The sequence below is a fragment of the Funiculus sociatus GB2-C1 genome, assembly GCF_039962115.1.
Lineage (GTDB): Bacteria > Cyanobacteriota > Cyanobacteriia > Cyanobacteriales > FACHB-T130 > Funiculus > Funiculus sociatus.
In genome coordinates this window covers 227559-244879 of sequence record NZ_JAMPKJ010000002.1, presented here as the reverse complement: position 1 = coordinate 244879, position 17321 = coordinate 227559, and the positions used below count along the sequence as shown (strand labels likewise).

The following is a 17321-nucleotide window of genomic DNA, read 5'->3' as shown; positions in this document are numbered from 1 at the left end:
CTTGCATTCATCGACTACTTTAATCGAACGATGGCTAAGCCCTTTCAATGGAAGTTCAAGGGCTATCCAGTACCTGGCTGAGGTGGTCAGTTACTTCTGCTGGGATGCACTAGTTATTCTAGTAGGTATAGATTAATTTTTATTTCACGGAATGGCTAATTCAACTCGATTGGAAAACCAAGATATTAAATTTGGCATTCTAGACCAAGCACAACAAAAGGCAATATATACTCTTGCTTTATCTAAAGCCCACTTTAGTACAGCAACAGTTTGGGGTTACGTGCAATTTATAGTAGGAATACCGAATACTATTCTTTCTGCTATTGCTGGAGCCTCAGCTTTATCACAATGGCAAGATAGTAATATGCTGGCTGGGATGTTATCAATTTTAGTAGCAATACTGACGGCGATATCAACTTTCTTAGATCCAAGCGATCGCGCAAAAGCTCACTGGCACGCGGGAAATCAGTTTCAGCTGCTTAACGATAAGTTTCAAATATTTATAGATTTTGATGCGATCGCTGGGAGTTCTCCTCAAGAGCTTAAACAAAAGCTAGACATATTAATAGATGAATTTTATAAAGCCAGAAAGGAAAATCCTGTAACTCCTTACTGGTCATGGAGAAAAGGTTTAAAAGAAGCTAAACAAGAGCAGCGTCAAGTGTAGATTTTAAAGACGCGATTTCTCGCGTCCGTGAAAAATACGCTCCAAAGGAGGTTTACAAACTCCACCAAGCTAAGCTACCCAAGGTCAAAATGATAGCAATCAGGGCAACCCAGATAAAGCGATTGTCTTGGGTATTCACTTTGCTCAAGTCAACTGGTTCCAGTTCTGGTTCTGGACGCTTACGGGGGGTAGTATTAGGAGGCTTAACATTGCTAGCACCCCGAAATTCTGCCTGACTCTCAGCCAGTGCAGTTAAGTCGGGAATCTCACTCAACCATTCTGGACGCCTACTTAATTGGGGAGCTTCCATAATGTAGAGTAGGCGACGGCTTTGCTTGCTGATTTCTGGATCGGGATGATGAAACAGCTGTTTTAACAAAGCGATCGCTTCCGTCCTTTGTCCAGCAGCCTCATAAGCCGTCACCAGCCAAATCTGTACTTCTCCCCCCAGTTGGGAGTTACGAGCCACAAGGCTACTCGCCTTTTCCAAATGCTGCACTGACTGGCGGTATTCGCCACGCTCAAATGCCGTTTTGCCAGCCTGGTACTGGGTTTTAATGATATCTCGGTTTTCTGAATTCACTTTGCCGATGTCATCTGGAGTGAACTTTTTTTCAGTTTTGTCGTCAACGCCGACAGCCCCTTTAAATTTTAGCGAAGGGGTTGATCCTGAAATCAAAACTACTGCGATAATTTGCCTTCACCAGGGTTTTATCACAGAGGGGCTAGGGACTAGGGACTGGGGACTAGGGACTGGGAAGAAGGGACTAGGTAAAACTTTTTCCTCTTCCCCAATCCCCAATCCCCAATCCCCAATCCCCAATATCACCCATTCAGGTGAATCAACTAGGGGAATCTGCTTAGCTTTGCCAGGGCGTACCTTAAGAAGTAATTCAAGCTTTCATATCAAGTTACTATCCAATAAATCGGGAGCTAAAACCATGCTCAAAGTAATAAATCTGTCTCAAGGTGGATTCAATCGGCTTTGCCTTGCTACCCTGTTAGCACCGTTAACGGTAGGATTCGCCATGTTAACAGGAGCGAATTCACCCGTTAACGCCAGACCCTCAGTAATTATACGGAATCGCCCTACTTACGTAATTCCACGGCCATCAACTGGGAACTGGATTTACGGCAGCCCCATCCCCAGTCCGATTCCTGTAAACCCAGTAACGGGTTTTTCTAACAATTACTATTCGGATTACTATCCGGGTTACTATCCGGTCAATCCGGGCTTTTCTGTCAGGGTGAATGGGGGAGTCTTCAATTCGCCACTCATCCGAGTTAATCCACGGTTTGATCATTTGCGCCCGATTAATCCAGGGATTATTAGACCACGGGTATATCAAAGACCTTTTGTTTCGCCAAGGCGGATCATTATCCGTTAGGGATTGGGGATTGGGGACTGGGGATTGGGGATGGGGAATTGGGAATTGGGAATTGGGAATTGGTGATTAGGGATTAGGGATTGGAAGGACTCTTACCCAGTCCCTAGTACCTAGTCCCCAGTCACCAGCCCCTAGTCCCCAGTACCTAGTCCCTAGCCCCCAGTCCCCAGTCCCCAGTCCCCAGTCCCCAGCCCCCAGTCCCTTGTCCCCAGCCCCCAGTCCTCAAGCCATAAACTCGGAAGCTATAATCATCGACCCGATACCAGCGTCGGTGAAAATTTCTAATAGCAGTGCGTGGGGGATGCGACCATCAATGATGTGTGCAGCGTGAACGCCTTGGGCAAGACTACGCACGCAACACTTCACCTTGGGAATCATTCCCCCGCCGACTACACCAGCCTCAATCAAACGCCGCGCTTCGCCGATATCTACCTTGGGAATCAGGGTGGATGGGTCTTTGTAATCCTGTAAGATTCCTGCTGTATCTGTGAGTAAAATTAACTTTTCTGCGCCCAAAGCCGCCGCAATTTCCCCAGCTACAGTGTCAGCGTTGATGTTATAAGCTTGCCCAGTTTCATCTGCCGCAACGCTGGACACTACGGGTATATAACCGCTATTGACCAGAGACTGCAAAAGCTTGGTATCTACACTGGTAACTTCTCCAACAAAGCCAATACCCTCGGCACCTTCTGGACGGGCTTTGAATAAATTGCCGTCTTTGCCGCAAAGTCCTACCGCATTCCCTCCAGCCCGGTTAATCAGGGAGACGAGTTCTTTATTCACCCGACCGACTAAAACCATTTCCACAACGTCCATTGTGGGAGCATCGGTGACGCGCAGACCATTTTTAAATTGTGGCTCGATTCCCAGCTTATCCAGCCAAGAGTTGATTTCCGGACCACCGCCATGTACTACAACTGGGCGCAAACCGACGCAGGATAAGAATACGATGTCGCGGATTACTTTGTCTTTGAGCGAGCTGTCTTTCATGGCAGCGCCGCCGTATTTGACGACAACGGTGCGACCAGCAAATTGCTGGATGTAGGGTAGTGCTTCGCTTAGCACTCGCACCCGCGTGGCTTCAGCCTTTAGGATGTATTCGCTATCGTTGATCATTACTTGGCAGAATCAGGCTAGTTATTGTTTTTAGAAGTTTAGAACATAGGTGCCTCTGTGGGGCGTTTATTTGCAGCTGTTTGAAGATTCAATATTTCAATCTCTAATCATAATTTATACTTCTAGTCTAAGTAAATCCTACATCAAATTAGGGATAGGTTTAATGACCGTTATTGCTTTGAGGTCGCGTCTTGAGAACTGTGGGAATCGCTTCTATGATTTGCTTGGCGATTTGTTCGGGAGTTTGCTCTTGGCTAATGGAGATTTGCAGGTCTGCTTGCGCGTAGAGTGGCTGGCGTTGGTGGAAACGGTTTTCCAATTCGGTAGCTAGGTCAGCGTTTTTTAACAAAGGTCGGGTGGTATCGTTTTGCAGACGGGCGACTAAAAGTTCTACTGGTGCGTCTAGCCACACTACTAGACCGTATTGCAGATAGCCCCAATTCTCTAGGCGCAGGATAATGCCGCCGCCAGTCGCGATCGCTAACCTGGTAAAAGCTGACATTTCCTGTAGCACTTTGCTTTCCATCTGTCGAAAGCTGTCTTCACCCTCACTGGCAAAAATATCGTTAATGGATTTACCAGCTGCTTTCTCAATTACGTTATCGGTGTCTACAAAACCGTAACCCAGCTGCTGGGCAAGTAATTTCCCTACGCTGGTCTTCCCAGCACCCATCATCCCCACCAGATAGATATTGATGCCCTTGAGCGATTCCCTAACTTGACGATTATTGTTTTCCATATCTATAAATATTAAATTCTACAAGCGATGGCTTCGCCTCGGCTAAGAGCCTACGCTTTCACACTTTCGCAATCAACTCCAGAAAATAGAATTGGTCTTTTAGTTCCCCATTACCTATTACCATATATATCAAAATTTTGTAAGACTACCTCTTTCAAATTTCGTAGTGAAGGTTGCCACTTTTCCACCAATCCAGCCCGCACACAGCTTTTCACCCAAGGATGCAAATTATATCGTGGATTGTCTATCTCCAAATCTTGTAAATCTTCAATTAAATACCATCGTCGTAGATCAGCGATCGCTATGTCCAAATCTTCTTCCAGTAACTTCCAATCTCTAGACAAATCTGCTCTACTGACGCTTACATCGCTCCCAGCTATATAACGCAGTATGCTCTGTGCTGGCACACCGATTCGCTGCCAAGTTGCCTCCAGACAGAAGCGATAGAATGTTTCAACTGGTCGGCTGGTCGCTGAAAGTTCCGACAATACTGGCTCAAGTGTCCGAACGTGAAAAATACGCCCCACCAAAAAATGTAGCGCTAGCGGTGCGCCGCAAGAAAACTCATGCAATTGATGTAACTGTTTATCACTTGCCTGCCTGAGTATCGCTAGATTATTGTATTTTGCCTCATCAGCTAACAAAATGTGTGACCATTTTTCTTCAAGCCTTGGAACTTCAATTAATCCTAAGTATGGAGGTTTGAACCTAAGTCTGCTGGTTAACAGCGCTCGGCTGGGGTTAAGCATTTTGACAAGATTCCCCACAATATTCTCAATTTGTGCAGTTTCAGCGTTGTCTAATACGAGTAGCAGCTTTTCTTCTCTAAGACGCTGGTGAACTTGCTCTACAGGGCAAGCTAGTTGATATGCTATTTCCTTGATAAATTGCTGCCAACTAAGAGATTTAAAAGGCTTGTCAAAGCTAATATAACCATCAACTAATTCGCTTTGTCGAGCCGTAACCCATAGCACATCACTAAAGAGATTTCTTTTAAGTGCTTCTTTGGCAACAAAACTCGCAGCTTCCGATTTCCCATACCCCGGACTGCCAGTAAGCGAGAGGATAGATACTTCATTCGGATCGCAAATCCGCTGCAATATTTCTTCAATTAAGTTATCTCTTCCCCACACACTACGGCAGCGAGTATTTGGTATAAATACCCCTATCTGGCGTTTTGAGTTCTCATTTTGTGGCGTGGCGGCTGACGTTTTTAGCTCTAGCTGCGATGAAGAACATTCGACAACAGGAGTTGCAAACGAGCAGTTTTGAGTAACTACTAACTCCCTATCGGTTGTGTCTTGAACCTGCTGGTATAAGTCTATCGATTCATCGTATGAACAGTTAAGTAACAGTTGACATAAGCCGTTGGCAATCCGATACTCGCAGGTGTGGCGACTATCTGATTCCAAAATAGCTCGTAAAGCTTGGCGTGATGGTTCAGGTGTATCGAGTTGTTTCCGCCACGCGCTTAAAAAGTCTTGTATTAGGGCCCGGTTGCCATTTGGCTTATATCTTTTTTTGAACTCATCATGTAGCTTTTGCTTCAAACTCCCGGATAAATAAACGTTACTATTGCCTCTTTTGATTTCAGATGCACCAGCCATAATAAATACAACTAAACCTTATTAAGACTCTGCCTTAAGTAATAAATTTGGATTTCTATAAATTAATCCAATGTTATTAATATATCTGCTTATAAAAGCTTTATGTTAACTTTAAATTTCTTTTAAATTAACTTTAAATTACCGTAAGCTACATTCAGTGATGCTACTGTTGCTTAATAAGGCTAAATCGTAAAATCCCAGTGATTCCACTTAGGTTGATAAGTTTTTGGGGGTGCTACCCATGAAGAGTAAGGTGATTAATATCCGTGAAGTTGTCCAACAGGCTATGACGACGGGCTATCTTACCATCGCAGCCGAGGAGCAACTGCGGAGGCTTCTAACCACGAAGTATGGCTTAGAAGATTTCAAAGCCTTTATGAAGTTGCAGCAAGCAGCAATGGAGGGTCAGGTTCGCCAAGAGTCTCGCGAATTAGCGCGACAAGAGCAGCTTTCCCGGCATTTAAGAGCTTCATAGCGAGACAAAAATCCGGATGGTTGAGGTTCATAGCTTTCAAAAATCAAAAATTAACTATTGATAAGTCCTCCAAGAATTATTTTCCTATGCCTCGCTGGGAGGATTAATTAATACTAGGCTGATTAAGAGAGCAACAGATTTAGCAGCCATTTCTTCCTAAACCTACTCAACTAATTTTTCCGCTAGATACGCTCTGACTACTGGTACAAGCGTGAAGTTTGTTAAGTTTTTCTCCAGAAGCGATCGCCTCCGCAAAGATTCAATTGCTTCCATCTGTTCCCGTTTCGATATTCCTGGTGCAATCTCCTCTTGGAAGGCACCTACAGAAACAGACTTGTGACGAATTGCCAGCCAGTACATTACTTTTCTTTCTATATTCGATAAGCGCTCAAAATGTATATCTAGTAAATCGCGGACATCGCCAAAAACCACAATTTCTTTTGATAAAAAGTCTGTAATATTACCGTTGAAAATATCTTTAATTGTCGTTGCTACAATTTTGAGGATTAACGGATTACCGCTATAACGGTTAATTAAAACTCGGCATTCTTCTGGCTCGCCAATCAAACCTTTGAGTTGCAACAGTTCTTGTGCATTGGATACTGCTAACCCCCGCAATTCAAGACAGCGAACAGGTAGGTTTACGCCTTCGAGTGCGGCAATTTCTTTGGGTTTTTCCCGACTGGTGAGAATACAGCAGCTGGGATGGCGTTCTTCTCCTAAGCGTCGAAATAGTTCTCCATACACCTGATATTCGTAGCTATAGTAACCAGCATTTTTGCCGCTGCACAAAACCGCTTCAGCTTGATCCAGAATCAGCAAACAGCGGCGACTTCGGATATAAGTCATTAAGCGAGAAATTCTCTCTTCTGCTGATGCACTGTCTACTGTTTCTTGTCCTTGAGACAGGAATTGAATCAAAGAAGCCACCAGATCCTGAATCGGTGGCGCATGACGAAGCGATCGCCAGATGACAAACTCAAAATTTTCGCTTATTTGTTCTGCCAACTTTACAGCAAGAGCAGTCTTACCGATTCCCCCCATTCCTAGCAACGCTACCAAGCGGCAGCTGTCATTAACAATCCACTGTTCTAAAGTTGCTAGTTCTTCTTGAGAACCATAGAAGTCTTCTACATCTATAACTTCTTCCCAATCTTGGTGCTGATCGGCAACTACTGTAGACTGTAACGTCTCCTCTGTCTCGCTTTGATTTTGTTCTGGCAAGTTAACAGATTCAGTTTTATATCCTGCTTTGGAGAGCAAGTTAGTAACGCGGCTCCAGTTCTTTATCTTTATTGTGTCGCCAGTCTGACGAATTAGAAGTTCCTGAATATATTTATATAAACCATTGGATAAATAGACTCTAACTGCACTCGAAGTACGACTTTTGTAGACAGTATCTGCAATTTCGGCAGGAGAGTAACCACATAGTAAGCCTCTCAAGAATTTTTTTTCAACTGGTGTCAGGCTTCTACCTTTGGCTGAAGCTAAGTCTATGTATAGCTTTTCCAGATTCCAGTTATTTGCCGCCTCTTGAAAATCGGCTTCCTGTTCATTAACAGTTGATTCCATTCCCCTGCGTTGCCATCCCAATTCAAGATTGCCAACGCCTGATTTTAACTGATTAATTATGAAATACTAACGAACTAACGATAAAGTTATAACGAATTTAATAACGTTTGTTAGGTGTAGTTTCCGGAATCTTTTAGTTATCCTTAATTTTATGGAGACTTCATCGAACTTTCATCTAAACTTTATTAAATATTTACAGGGTGTGGAGGGAAAAGGAGATGAGGCTACGGTTTTCCTTGAGTTTAGACAGTTGTGGCAGTTTCAGCTACGTAAGTGGTATCTTCCCGCGTTCTCAGATATGGCATCCGCAAATCTACTTAGGCGAGTTGAGCATTTAAAAAATCGGTGTTTGCTCTTGACGTTTTTCTAGGTAATAACCACATGATGCTAATCCGTGAACTTGTCCAACAGGCTCTAGCCATCGGCTACTTAACGATAGAAGCTGAAGAACAACTGCGACAGCTGCTCAAAAAAAAGTATGACAGCGAGGATCTAAACGCCTTTATGACCTTACAGCAAGCGGCTATGGCTGGACACGTGAAGCAGCAATCCCGCGAACTACTACGCTCATAAGCATTTGTGATCTTGAACAAATCAACTATAGAACGGTGAAATTGTCAATCAAGATTAGGAGCGTGGCTAGGGGTCACGCTCTTGGCTTGTCGCTGCGCCAATCATCCTCAAAGTTGTCTTCGTCCTCATCTTCAAATCCCCAGTCATCTTCATCCTGATTGGTTTCCGGGGTCGGTGGCTGATAGGGCGGCGTAATCACGCGGTAATTGGCGTCATAAACCGCCTCAGTTTTTCCAACGCCTGAATTCTTTGGTTCCCGGTAGCTATAAGAGTAGACTGAACCAGCTCGTGAGGCGCTTTTTGGTTCTTGCCTAACTTCGTACCTCGTGCGGTCTTCTTCGGGAAAATTTTGAGGACTGCTGTCTGCGGCGGCTGGCTTCTCCTCAAAATCCCACTCATCGTCATCAGTTGTGCTGGTATCCTCTTCCCAGTCATCTTCATAGGACTCGGTGTTTTTAGTTTCCGGCGGTGGTGGAGGGGGAGGGGTGTAAGGGGTTTGTTGAGTATCATCCCCAGTTTCGCGCCGTCGCCAGTTAGAACGAGTTGATTCGGCTTCTAGTTTTTCCAGTTTGCGGATGCGCGATCGCAAAGGACGTTGTTGCAGATAGCTGAAAAATTGCAACAAACCGCTAACGATCGCGCCAGATGCGATCGCTACTATTATCCACACCGCTAGCGGTAGCGCCTGTGTCCTCGCCCCGAAAAACACTATCGACAACGGCGACAAGTTTTGAATGGCAAATAAACCCAGAGTTCCCAGCAGCAAAAATACCAGCAAAATCCGCATAATCTATTAAAAATGAGAAATTAAAAATTAAGACTATCTTAAATTTCTATTTTCCTTCCCAGCGGTTGATTGGGATGCAATCAATGTCCATCTGGTCTAAAGCACGAGCTACAACAAAATCCACCAAGTCTTCAATACTTTGGGGATTGTGATACCAAGCCGGGATAGCTGGAACAATTCTAACGCCTGCTTCTGCCAAAGTGGTCAGGTTACGCAGATGAATCAGGCTGAAGGGCGTTTCTCGCGGCACAATAACAAGTTTACGTCCTTCTTTGAGTTGTACATCGCTTGCTCTCTCCAGCAGGTCGGAACTCAAACCCGCCGCCAGCTTTGCCACGGTACTCATACTACATGGCATAATTACCATCCCCAGCGTGCGGAATGAACCGCTAGCAATATTAGCTCCCACATCGCTCCAAGGGTGACAGCGTAGTTTACCTGCTAGTTCTACCCCCGCTTGCTGTCGCCAAAATTGTTCCTGTTCTTCAGGGTTAGGAGGCATTCGGATATTTTGTTCTGCCTGCCAAACTATATAAGTAGATTTAGAGGCAACCAGTTCAATACTGTATTCTGCTTCTAACAGAAATTTCAAAGCACGGACAGCATAAATTAAGCCAGAGGCACCAGTGATGCCTAAGATTAGAGGTAAAGTGTTTTTAGTCATTAGTTATTGGTCATTTCAAGTAGGGCTAATGGCAATTAGCCATTAGCCATTAGCTATTAGCCATTAGCTATTAGCTATTCATCCATTTCACCCAAATCGCCGTTTTCTGCCTCTATATCTTCATTGCTGGCTTCGCTACCGCCGCCGACGATTACAAGGTCAATTTGTTGACGGTAGTAATCAACGCTTTTAACTTGGACTTCCACGCGATCGCCTAATCGATAAGAAACGCGGCTCTTACGTCCTACAAGGCAGGCGTGGCGAGAGCGGAACTCATACCAGTCATCTTTGAGCGAACTAACGTGCACCAGTCCTTCCACCAGCAAATCTTCGATTTCCACAAAGAAACCGTAAGATTGGACACCAGTAATTAACCCCTGGAAAACCTCCCCGGTACGCTCCTTCATCAACTCAGCTTTTTTGAGTCCTTGGAGATCCGCTTGGGCATCTATAGTAAGCTTTTCGCGCTCATTTAGATGCACAACCAAACCAGAAAGCTGCGCTTCCAACTCTTGCTGCGCGTCTGGTGGTAAGACATTCCAGTTGATATTACCGTGAGAGGAACTATGGCGGAGATTCACGCTATCCTTAGCACGGGTAGTACGGCGATCGCGTCCTTTCTCAAACATCTCCAGCAAGATCCGCGAAACCATTAAATCTGCGTAGCGCCGCAAAGGTGATAAACAGTGAGTGTAAGGAACATCCTCCTGTTCCCCCGCACCCAAAGCTAAACCAAAGTGAGAGCCACCAGTCGTGCTGTAAGTACACGGTTTAAGCGTTGACTGCAATAGATATGTCAAAACGCGCTCCGACCCTGAAGCGGCGAACATCTGAGTAAAACGTTGATAATCCCTTGGTGTCACTACATCTTCCTGTTCCAGACGTAGATCCATCCTCAGATTGCTTGCCAACTTCATCAATTCTTGGACATCCTCTGCATCTGGGGGTGCCTGGACGCGATAAATTGCAGGTAGAAACAGCCCTTGCAGGTGAGAGGCTACTGCTTGGTTGAACAGCAGCATCAACTCCATTACCAGAGAACGAACTCCTCCCGAAACTACGATCGCTCCGAGAGTTCCTTCATCGCTGTAGTGTAATTGAGTACCGGGCAGATTTAATTCAAACCCTCCCCTAGCAAATCGTTGCGCTTTCACCGCTGGACTCAGCTCAAAGAATAACTGACTGAGCATTTCCATCACTGGAGGGTCGGCATCCTGATGGCGCTCCAAAATCGCCTCAGCTTGTTGGTAACTTAGCTGCGCGTCCACCTGGATGACGCTGGGGTGAATCTCATACTCCACCAACTGCCCAGAAGCTGAATCTATGGTAAATATGACTGAGAGGGCTAACCGATCTTGACCAGGCACCAAAGAGCAGCGACTTGCGATCGCATCCGGTAGCATTTGCACTACCATATCGCCCAGATACACGGTCATTCCTCGCTTGCGGGCTTCCCGATCCAGTGGCTCGTCCGGCTGGACGTAGTGGGCAACATCAGTGACGTGAATGCCTAAGTGCCACTGTTTATCCTCTGTTTTCTCCAAGGTGATTGCATTTTCTTGGTTGTAACCACCATCAGGTGCAAAGGCGAGGGTTAACAAAGAGCGTAAATCTTTACGCTGCTTTAAATCCTTTTTCTCTAGCTTTTGTGGTAACGCTTCGGCTTGTGACAGCACATCTGCGGGAAAACTCTGAGGCAAATCGTGCTTGCAACAGACGATATCGGTGTCAGCTGCTGCTTCCGCATTGCTGCCAAGGATGCGAGCGACTTTGCCTACTGGCGGTTTTGTCGCCAAGGGGTAGCGCAGGACTTCTACGTGTACCAGGTAATCAATAGCATCCGCCAGGTTCTCGGCTGAAACCAGGTCAAGTTCAAATAGTAGCCGATCGTCTAGAGGAACAGCGCGAAAGCCTGTTTCGTTTTGCTTAACTCGTGCCAATACCGATGGATTTGCCCGTTCGAGAATTAGCCGCACTTCCCCTTCTGGACTTCGCTTGCGGTTTCCTTCTTTGGTAACTTTTACCAGTACGCGATCGCCATTCCAAGCTGTTGAGAGATGGCTCTCCCGCACATAAATATCCTCAGAACCCTCTACCTCCTGAATCGCAAAGCAAAAGCCCTTACTGGAACAGCGCAGTTTAGCTTCTACCACGTCTTCTTCATAGACGCGCCTATACTTACCACGCTCTTTGATTAGAATTCCGATTCTCTCCAAAGCATCCAGGGCAATCTGTAGTTGATTCAGACTCGCCTCATCGTGGCAACCCATTTTTTTTTCGAGTACCTTGGGAGCCACTAACTTGTCATCAGAAAAATTTGAAAGTAGTGTAGCGATTGAAAATTCCATGTACCTATGAGTTTGCCTCCGCCATAAAACAATTCTTTGTCCTTAGTTATTAGTCATTAGTGCTTAGTTTCTAGTCTTTAGTGCGCGCATTTCTTGTCCAAAGTCCATGACTAATGACTAATGACTCTTCGTCTTTGTGTTTTTACCCTGATGTGGCAGCTGCACATCCGTCGTGTTGTTGTTGCTGCCTTGCTGTTAAGTTTGTTGTGGCGCGTTTTTCACCTTACAGTAAACAAACAACCGTCATCTCTAGAGAGTGCGATGCGATCGCATAAGAAGAACACAAGCAGAAGACTTTAGTCTTTCTCCAGACGTGTTTTGGGACACATTTAGACAGACTTTGGGCAACAGACCGCTTAGTTTCCTAGTCTTGTACCAGACGTGGATTTATCGCGTCTTTTAAGTCCGCACTTGGGCGCTTTTGGGGTACATCGCTCTCTTCACCATTCTGGAATCCCGCAAGCAGCTTGTGTAAAGCAGCTGTCCTGAATAATATCTCCGGTTCTAATCGGCGTTCAGAACCAACCAGTTTTTACGAGAGTCGGTGCTTGACGACGAGAACGACGAAAGCACTTTGACCCACTGCTTTTTTCCTCTGCCGCCAACCGCTGTGAAACGGACTCGGTGACGAAGCGAAGGTAGAGGGCAGTAGAGAATGGTTTTATACCTAGCAATGAACAGTCTCTAATTATTTTAGTTTCTTTAGGCACTAAAGAAAATCCGTTTTCTTAGCAGCGTACTATACTTAACAAAAGATGGGAGCCACAAAATCCCACTAGGTTTAGGGGTGGGAATGTTTATGTTTTCTCTATTCCGAGTTCGTTATCCCTTAGGTAGCCTGTCCACCGAGTTACTGACCATTCACGAAGGAAAGTATGTGGTTCGGGCAGTTGTTCAAGTCGAAGGTATTACCCTGGCGACAGGTTTGGCGGCGGCTCCAGAAGTTGAGCTGGCAGAAGATAAGGCAACAACTAGAGCGCTGAACCTGTTGGGAATGGCACCAGCAACACCAACACAGTCTGCTGCACTTGAAGCGCCGATAGAAACCCCCAAACCCGAACCAGTCATTACGCAAGAGCGCGTGGTACAGCCGAACCCGATGGGAAGTCACTCTGAGATACTCAGCGTTAATGACACCCCTGAACTTTCTGCGTCACAAAGACCCCGTGCTGCTGTACCTTCTCCGGCGACGTCACTCCCAACTTATGATGTCGTCCCGTTTGCAGATGATGAGTTTTCTCCGGCTCAAAATGAGCTGTATGAGGAGGATGCCTTTGTTGAGACACCGGAAGAGGTTTCTGGAGGGTTGTTTGGCAGTCAGTTCAATTCTCCGGGGACAAAGCCTGGTTATCACTCCAGCAATAACGTTAATAGCGCCAGAAAAGTAGACGATTTAGGCGCTCCCACGACCGCGGATATGTCATGGGGTGGCACAACTCCGGCTGGCGAGGAAATTGACTTGCGGGATGCGATTGGCAAAATTACAATCAAGCTCAAGGAATTGCGCTGGAATAAAGATCAGGAACGCGATTATCTAGAGCGAAGTTTCGGCAAGCGCGATCGCAATCTACTAACAGAAAAAGAATGGCTGAAGTTCCTAGACTATCTAGAAACTTTATCCCAAACTACTCACGAAATTAAACGCTTAGGCTGGAATAAGGATCAAGGACGCCAAGGACGCGATTATTTGCAGCGTACCTACGGCAGACCAACTCGCGCCGAACTCAACGAGGAAGAATTGCTGGAATTCCTACATTATCTTGAATCCCAGCCAACGCCTGAAAATTAAAAAGGCCCAATTGGATTTGGTACTAGGTTCCTAAGTAATGCTAGACAAGTAGGTTGGGCCCTTGGTTCCAAGGGCCCAACCTACTTGTCTAGCCCCCTTTTTAAGGGGGGTATAATTTTTAATTGGTGGCGCTCATCGCCGAGGGAGTGCGGTTAATCACCTGATCAATCAGTCCGTACTGCTTTGATTCCTCAGCCGACATGAAGAAGTCCCGCTCCGTATCTTCCTCGATCCGTTCAATAGGCTGACCTGTATGTTGAGCCAGATACTCATTTAAGCGACGCTTGTGGTAAAGGATTTCCTTAGCTTGGATTTCGATATCCGTGGCTTGACCTTGAGCGCCTCCTAGTGGCTGGTGGATCATAATCCGGGAATGGGGCAAACTCATCCGCTTGCCTTTCGCACCAGCACTGAGGAGAAAAGCGCCCATACTGGCAGCTAAACCGACGCAAATGGTGCTGACATCGGGGCGAATTTGATTCATCGTGTCAAAAATGCCCATGCCTGCGGTGACAGAACCGCCGGGAGAGTTGATGTAGAGGTAAACATCTTTTTCCGGATCTTCGGCATCTAGAAACAGCAGCTGAGCCACGATTAAGTTGGCGAGGTCGGAGTCAACTTGTTGTCCCAAGAAGATGATGCGTTCGCGCAGCAGCCGGGAGTAGATATCAAAGGCGCGTTCGCCGCGACCTGATTGTTCGATTACGGTAGGAATCATTACGCCAAGCCTGTTATCGTGATTTTTCTTAATTTTAGCGATTAGAATGCTGAAATCTCCTGGGCGGGTTTCCGTATGCGTTGCGCGATCGCCTGAAAAAACACTGCCAACTCTAACCAGAGTCCCCAGAACCGATAGGATCAAAGTGGCGCTATGCCGACGCCATTGTTTTAAAACTGCACTTTCTAGTACACAACATGAACCTGGTTGCACTTCAGAATGGGTTGGATAATATCTCGTTTGCTGTCCTGTTTGTCACGATGCTGATTTACTGGGGAGGGGCAGCTTTTAATAACATTCCTTACCTACCAGTATTGGGAACATCGGGGATGGCGATCGCGAACCTTTGCATTGCTGCTTTACTGAGCGCACGTTGGCTGGAAGCTGGCTACTTCCCCTTAAGCAATCTTTATGAATCCCTATTTTTTCTGGCTTGGGGGATTACCACAATTCATCTAATTGCGGAAAATATGAGCAAGAGCCGCTTAGTGGGCGTTGTCACTGCACCAGTGGCAATGGGCATCAGCGCTTTTGCCGCCTTGACTTTGCCATCAAGTATGCAGTCGGCAGAACCGTTAGTTCCGGCGCTAAAATCTAATTGGCTGATGATGCACGTCAGCGTCATGATGCTCTCTTATGCAGCGCTGATGGTGGGTTCGCTGTTAGCGATCGCTTTCCTTGTCGTTAGTGGCGGGAAAAACATCGAACTTCGCGGCAGTTCCGTAGGAACTGGTGGATTTCGCAGTAAGGACGAAAGCGATCGCCCCTACCGTCTACAAAAAGCAAGCGATTTGGTACTTCAACCACAAGGGGAAGCTAGCAACTCATCTTCTGTCAACAGTGTTTTTGAAAGCAATGGCAGCGCCAAAACCGCCGTTCTCGATTTAGCCAACCCCCAAACCTCTCAAAAAGAGGTAATTAATGACGCTGCCATCCTGTCGCCGCAGCGCCTGAATCTCGCCGAAACCCTAGATAACATCAGTTACCGCATCATCGGCTTAGGATTTCCCCTGCTGACAATTGGGATTATCGCTGGTGGTGTTTGGGCAAATGAAGCTTGGGGGTCATACTGGAGTTGGGACCCCAAAGAAACCTGGGCGCTGATTACCTGGCTGGTATTTGCTGCCTACCTCCATGCCCGCATCACCAAAGGCTGGCAAGGGCGACGACCAGCAATTTTGGCAGCAACAGGATTTGTAGTAGTCTGGGTCTGCTATCTTGGGGTCAATCTGTTGGGCAAAGGACTCCACAGCTACGGTTGGTTCTTTTAAGCTTTTTGTTTGTTGGCGGAAAGAACGTTGGCAGGTTGGAAAGTTGTTAGAACCTGACAACGTTTCAAATTGACAACTTGACAATTAGGTGACACCTAACAACTGACTAATCACACTTTGAAAAAATTAAGCCGGGGGAGATAGTTGTGGATAATCAATTCGACTCATTATCAAAAGGCGAAGTTCTCTCTGTTGATGATTCTGCCCAAATTTTAATTGGACACCGCACCTTCAGAGTCGGAGAATTCGCAGAAGCCATCAGAACTCAATTGGAATATGGGTTAGGTGGATGGACAGAAGAAAAAGATGGTTGGTTTAGCGAACAAGGCATCTCTTGTGAGGTGCTGAGATTTGGTTCTAACGGCTGGCAAAAAGGAAAAGTGAGATTTACTCTGGAATTTTCTCCTGAAGATTCAGATGCACCACAGCCACCAGCTACGAGAGCGAGCCAGCCAGTACAAGTACAAGCACCGCCACCAGCAGCTATCGAAGAGGATGAGCTAGTCGCAGCACCGACAGCCTTTATTTATGAAGAAGAGGTCATCTTGGTAGAGGGGCCATTCGCTGAAGATGAGCTGGATTTGTCAGGGACACCAGTTTTCGCTGAAGATGAGCTGGATTTGGCAGAGACACCAGTTTTCGATGAGAATGAACTGGATTTGGCAGAGACACCAGTTTTCGATGAAAATGAACTGGATATGACAATTTCACCAGTTTTCGATGAGAATGAACTGGATTTGTCAGGGACACCAGTTTTCGATGAAAATGAGCTGGATATGACAATTTCACCAGTTTTCGATGAAAATGAACTGGATTTGTCAGGGATGACAGGAATGCAGGACGATGAGCTGGACTTTGCAGAATTATCCCAAAACAATGAGACGGAAGACAATGCAGCCGACTCGCTACTTGACGATGTGTGGCAAGACATGAACCAGGGTAATTGGCAAAATCAATAACATTGTTTATAGCAATTCATCGGGACATGGTATTGTCATGTCCCTACCAAGGTGGCGATAACGTCACCGCGATATATTCCACCCAACCCTTGAAACGCTATAACTGGATGTGAAGCGATCGCATAAGCGAAAGTAGCCTTAGACTTCAGTCTGAGGCTACACCAATTCTTGAGAAGCGATCGCGAAATTTATGTCTTGTCTATTCTCGTTCCCAATGAGGATAAAGCAGGCTATAAGCTGCGAGTGCGATACTTTGAAGATATAGTTACCAACACATCTGTTGTTTATGGAGCCATACTCTTTACCCACAGAGCTGATTTTGACGCATCCACGTCAGTCTCTCGGCAACCTCGATCTAGATTGGACACCGCAACCGGGTAACTATCTAGATGTAGCAGGTAAAACTTACGCTGTTTTAGAACGTCGCCACCGCTACCAGTACAAGGCGGGACGCTATCGATTACATAAAATCGCGCTTTACGTGCAGTCAGCGCAACGTCCGACAGAGAAAAGCTTTGTAAAGGGGCGCTGGGTAATTGGGGATGCTAGATGCCGCTTTAATGCTCACTCAGAGCTAATTCGCTGTGCGGTTAATCCAGAGGGGCCATGCGATCGCTGCCGTTCATTTGAAAGTGCTGAGTGCTAAGT

Annotated in this window: 18 protein-coding genes; 9 read left to right on the top strand and 9 right to left on the bottom strand. The window is 46.1% G+C overall.

What is annotated here, in order from left to right; genetic code table 11:
• The first annotated feature begins 151 nt into the window (after positions 1-151).
• Positions 152-667 carry an SLATT domain-containing protein gene (locus NDI42_RS02280; protein WP_190456013.1) on the top strand — a complete coding sequence of 172 codons (516 nt, stop codon included), beginning with the start codon at positions 152-154 and terminating at the stop codon, positions 665-667.
• Positions 668-719: 52 nt separating this feature from the next.
• Here the strand turns inward: NDI42_RS02280 and NDI42_RS02275 are convergent, their stop codons facing one another.
• Positions 720-1250, bottom strand: coding sequence for a hypothetical protein (locus NDI42_RS02275; protein WP_190456045.1), 531 nt, complete (start codon positions 1248-1250; stop codon positions 720-722).
• Positions 1251-1608: 358 nt separating this feature from the next.
• Between NDI42_RS02275 and NDI42_RS02270 the strand changes: the two genes are divergently transcribed.
• Positions 1609-2055: a hypothetical protein gene (locus tag NDI42_RS02270; RefSeq protein ID WP_190456011.1), complete on the top strand. Its 447-nt coding sequence runs from the start codon at positions 1609-1611 to the stop codon at positions 2053-2055.
• A 222-nt stretch (positions 2056-2277) separates the two neighbouring features.
• Here the strand turns inward: NDI42_RS02270 and argB are convergent, their stop codons facing one another.
• From argB to NDI42_RS02255, 3 genes are all read right to left on the bottom strand, one after another.
• Positions 2278-3171 (bottom strand): acetylglutamate kinase, encoded by an 894-nt coding sequence (gene argB / locus NDI42_RS02265; RefSeq protein ID WP_190425558.1) that lies wholly within the window; start codon positions 3169-3171, stop codon positions 2278-2280.
• A gap of 160 nt (positions 3172-3331) precedes the next feature.
• The gene (locus tag NDI42_RS02260) at positions 3332-3910 is read right to left on the bottom strand and encodes a shikimate kinase (protein WP_190456008.1); all 579 of its coding nucleotides are present in this window, start codon (positions 3908-3910) and stop codon (positions 3332-3334) included.
• A 110-nt stretch (positions 3911-4020) separates the two neighbouring features.
• Positions 4021-5517: an NB-ARC domain-containing protein gene (locus NDI42_RS02255; protein WP_190456006.1), complete on the bottom strand. Its 1497-nt coding sequence runs from the start codon at positions 5515-5517 to the stop codon at positions 4021-4023.
• Positions 5518-5758: 241 nt separating this feature from the next.
• Between NDI42_RS02255 and NDI42_RS02250 the strand changes: the two genes are divergently transcribed.
• Entirely contained in the window at positions 5759-5992 is a 234-nt protein-coding gene (locus NDI42_RS02250) for a hypothetical protein (protein ID WP_199311185.1), read from the top strand.
• A 162-nt stretch (positions 5993-6154) separates the two neighbouring features.
• Here the strand turns inward: NDI42_RS02250 and NDI42_RS02245 are convergent, their stop codons facing one another.
• Positions 6155-7564, bottom strand: coding sequence for an NB-ARC domain-containing protein (locus NDI42_RS02245; RefSeq protein ID WP_190456004.1), 1410 nt, complete (start codon positions 7562-7564; stop codon positions 6155-6157).
• A 381-nt stretch (positions 7565-7945) separates the two neighbouring features.
• Between NDI42_RS02245 and NDI42_RS02240 the strand changes: the two genes are divergently transcribed.
• Positions 7946-8137: a hypothetical protein gene (locus NDI42_RS02240; RefSeq protein WP_190425544.1), complete on the top strand. Its 192-nt coding sequence runs from the start codon at positions 7946-7948 to the stop codon at positions 8135-8137.
• 73 nt (positions 8138-8210) lie between these two features.
• Here the strand turns inward: NDI42_RS02240 and NDI42_RS02235 are convergent, their stop codons facing one another.
• From NDI42_RS02235 to NDI42_RS02225, 3 genes are all read right to left on the bottom strand, one after another.
• Complete coding sequence (locus NDI42_RS02235; protein ID WP_190456002.1) at positions 8211-8924, bottom strand: LapA family protein; 714 nt, start codon at positions 8922-8924, stop codon at positions 8211-8213.
• A 46-nt stretch (positions 8925-8970) separates the two neighbouring features.
• Positions 8971-9588, bottom strand: a complete 618-nt coding sequence (locus NDI42_RS02230; RefSeq protein ID WP_190455999.1) for a flavin prenyltransferase UbiX — start codon at positions 9586-9588, stop codon at positions 8971-8973.
• Positions 9589-9662: 74 nt separating this feature from the next.
• Positions 9663-11936 carry a ribonuclease R family protein gene (locus NDI42_RS02225; protein WP_190455997.1) on the bottom strand — a complete coding sequence of 758 codons (2274 nt, stop codon included), beginning with the start codon at positions 11934-11936 and terminating at the stop codon, positions 9663-9665.
• Between the two features lie 120 nt (positions 11937-12056).
• On the opposite strand from NDI42_RS02225, the gene NDI42_RS02220 reads away from it, so the two are divergent.
• Positions 12057-12236, top strand: coding sequence for a hypothetical protein (locus NDI42_RS02220; RefSeq protein ID WP_190455995.1), 180 nt, complete (start codon positions 12057-12059; stop codon positions 12234-12236).
• Positions 12237-12735: 499 nt separating this feature from the next.
• Positions 12736-13725, top strand: a complete 990-nt coding sequence (locus NDI42_RS02215) for a hypothetical protein (RefSeq protein ID WP_190455992.1) — start codon at positions 12736-12738, stop codon at positions 13723-13725.
• 118 nt (positions 13726-13843) lie between these two features.
• On the opposite strand, the gene clpP is transcribed toward NDI42_RS02215, so the two are convergent.
• Positions 13844-14443, bottom strand: a complete 600-nt coding sequence (gene clpP / locus NDI42_RS02210) for an ATP-dependent Clp endopeptidase proteolytic subunit ClpP (RefSeq protein ID WP_190425527.1) — start codon at positions 14441-14443, stop codon at positions 13844-13846.
• Between the two features lie 197 nt (positions 14444-14640).
• Between clpP and ccsB the strand changes: the two genes are divergently transcribed.
• The 3 genes from ccsB to NDI42_RS02195 all read left to right on the top strand — a co-directional run bounded on the left by ccsB (position 14641) and on the right by NDI42_RS02195 (position 17319).
• A complete protein-coding gene (gene ccsB, locus NDI42_RS02205; protein ID WP_190455990.1) occupies positions 14641-15714 on the top strand; it encodes a c-type cytochrome biogenesis protein CcsB in 1074 nt (357 codons plus the stop codon).
• A 146-nt stretch (positions 15715-15860) separates the two neighbouring features.
• The gene (locus NDI42_RS02200; protein WP_190455987.1) at positions 15861-16673 is read left to right on the top strand and encodes a KGK domain-containing protein; all 813 of its coding nucleotides are present in this window, start codon (positions 15861-15863) and stop codon (positions 16671-16673) included.
• Between the two features lie 286 nt (positions 16674-16959).
• Entirely contained in the window at positions 16960-17319 is a 360-nt protein-coding gene (locus NDI42_RS02195; protein ID WP_190425518.1) for a DUF6464 family protein, read from the top strand.
• Positions 17320-17321: the final 2 nt, after the last annotated feature.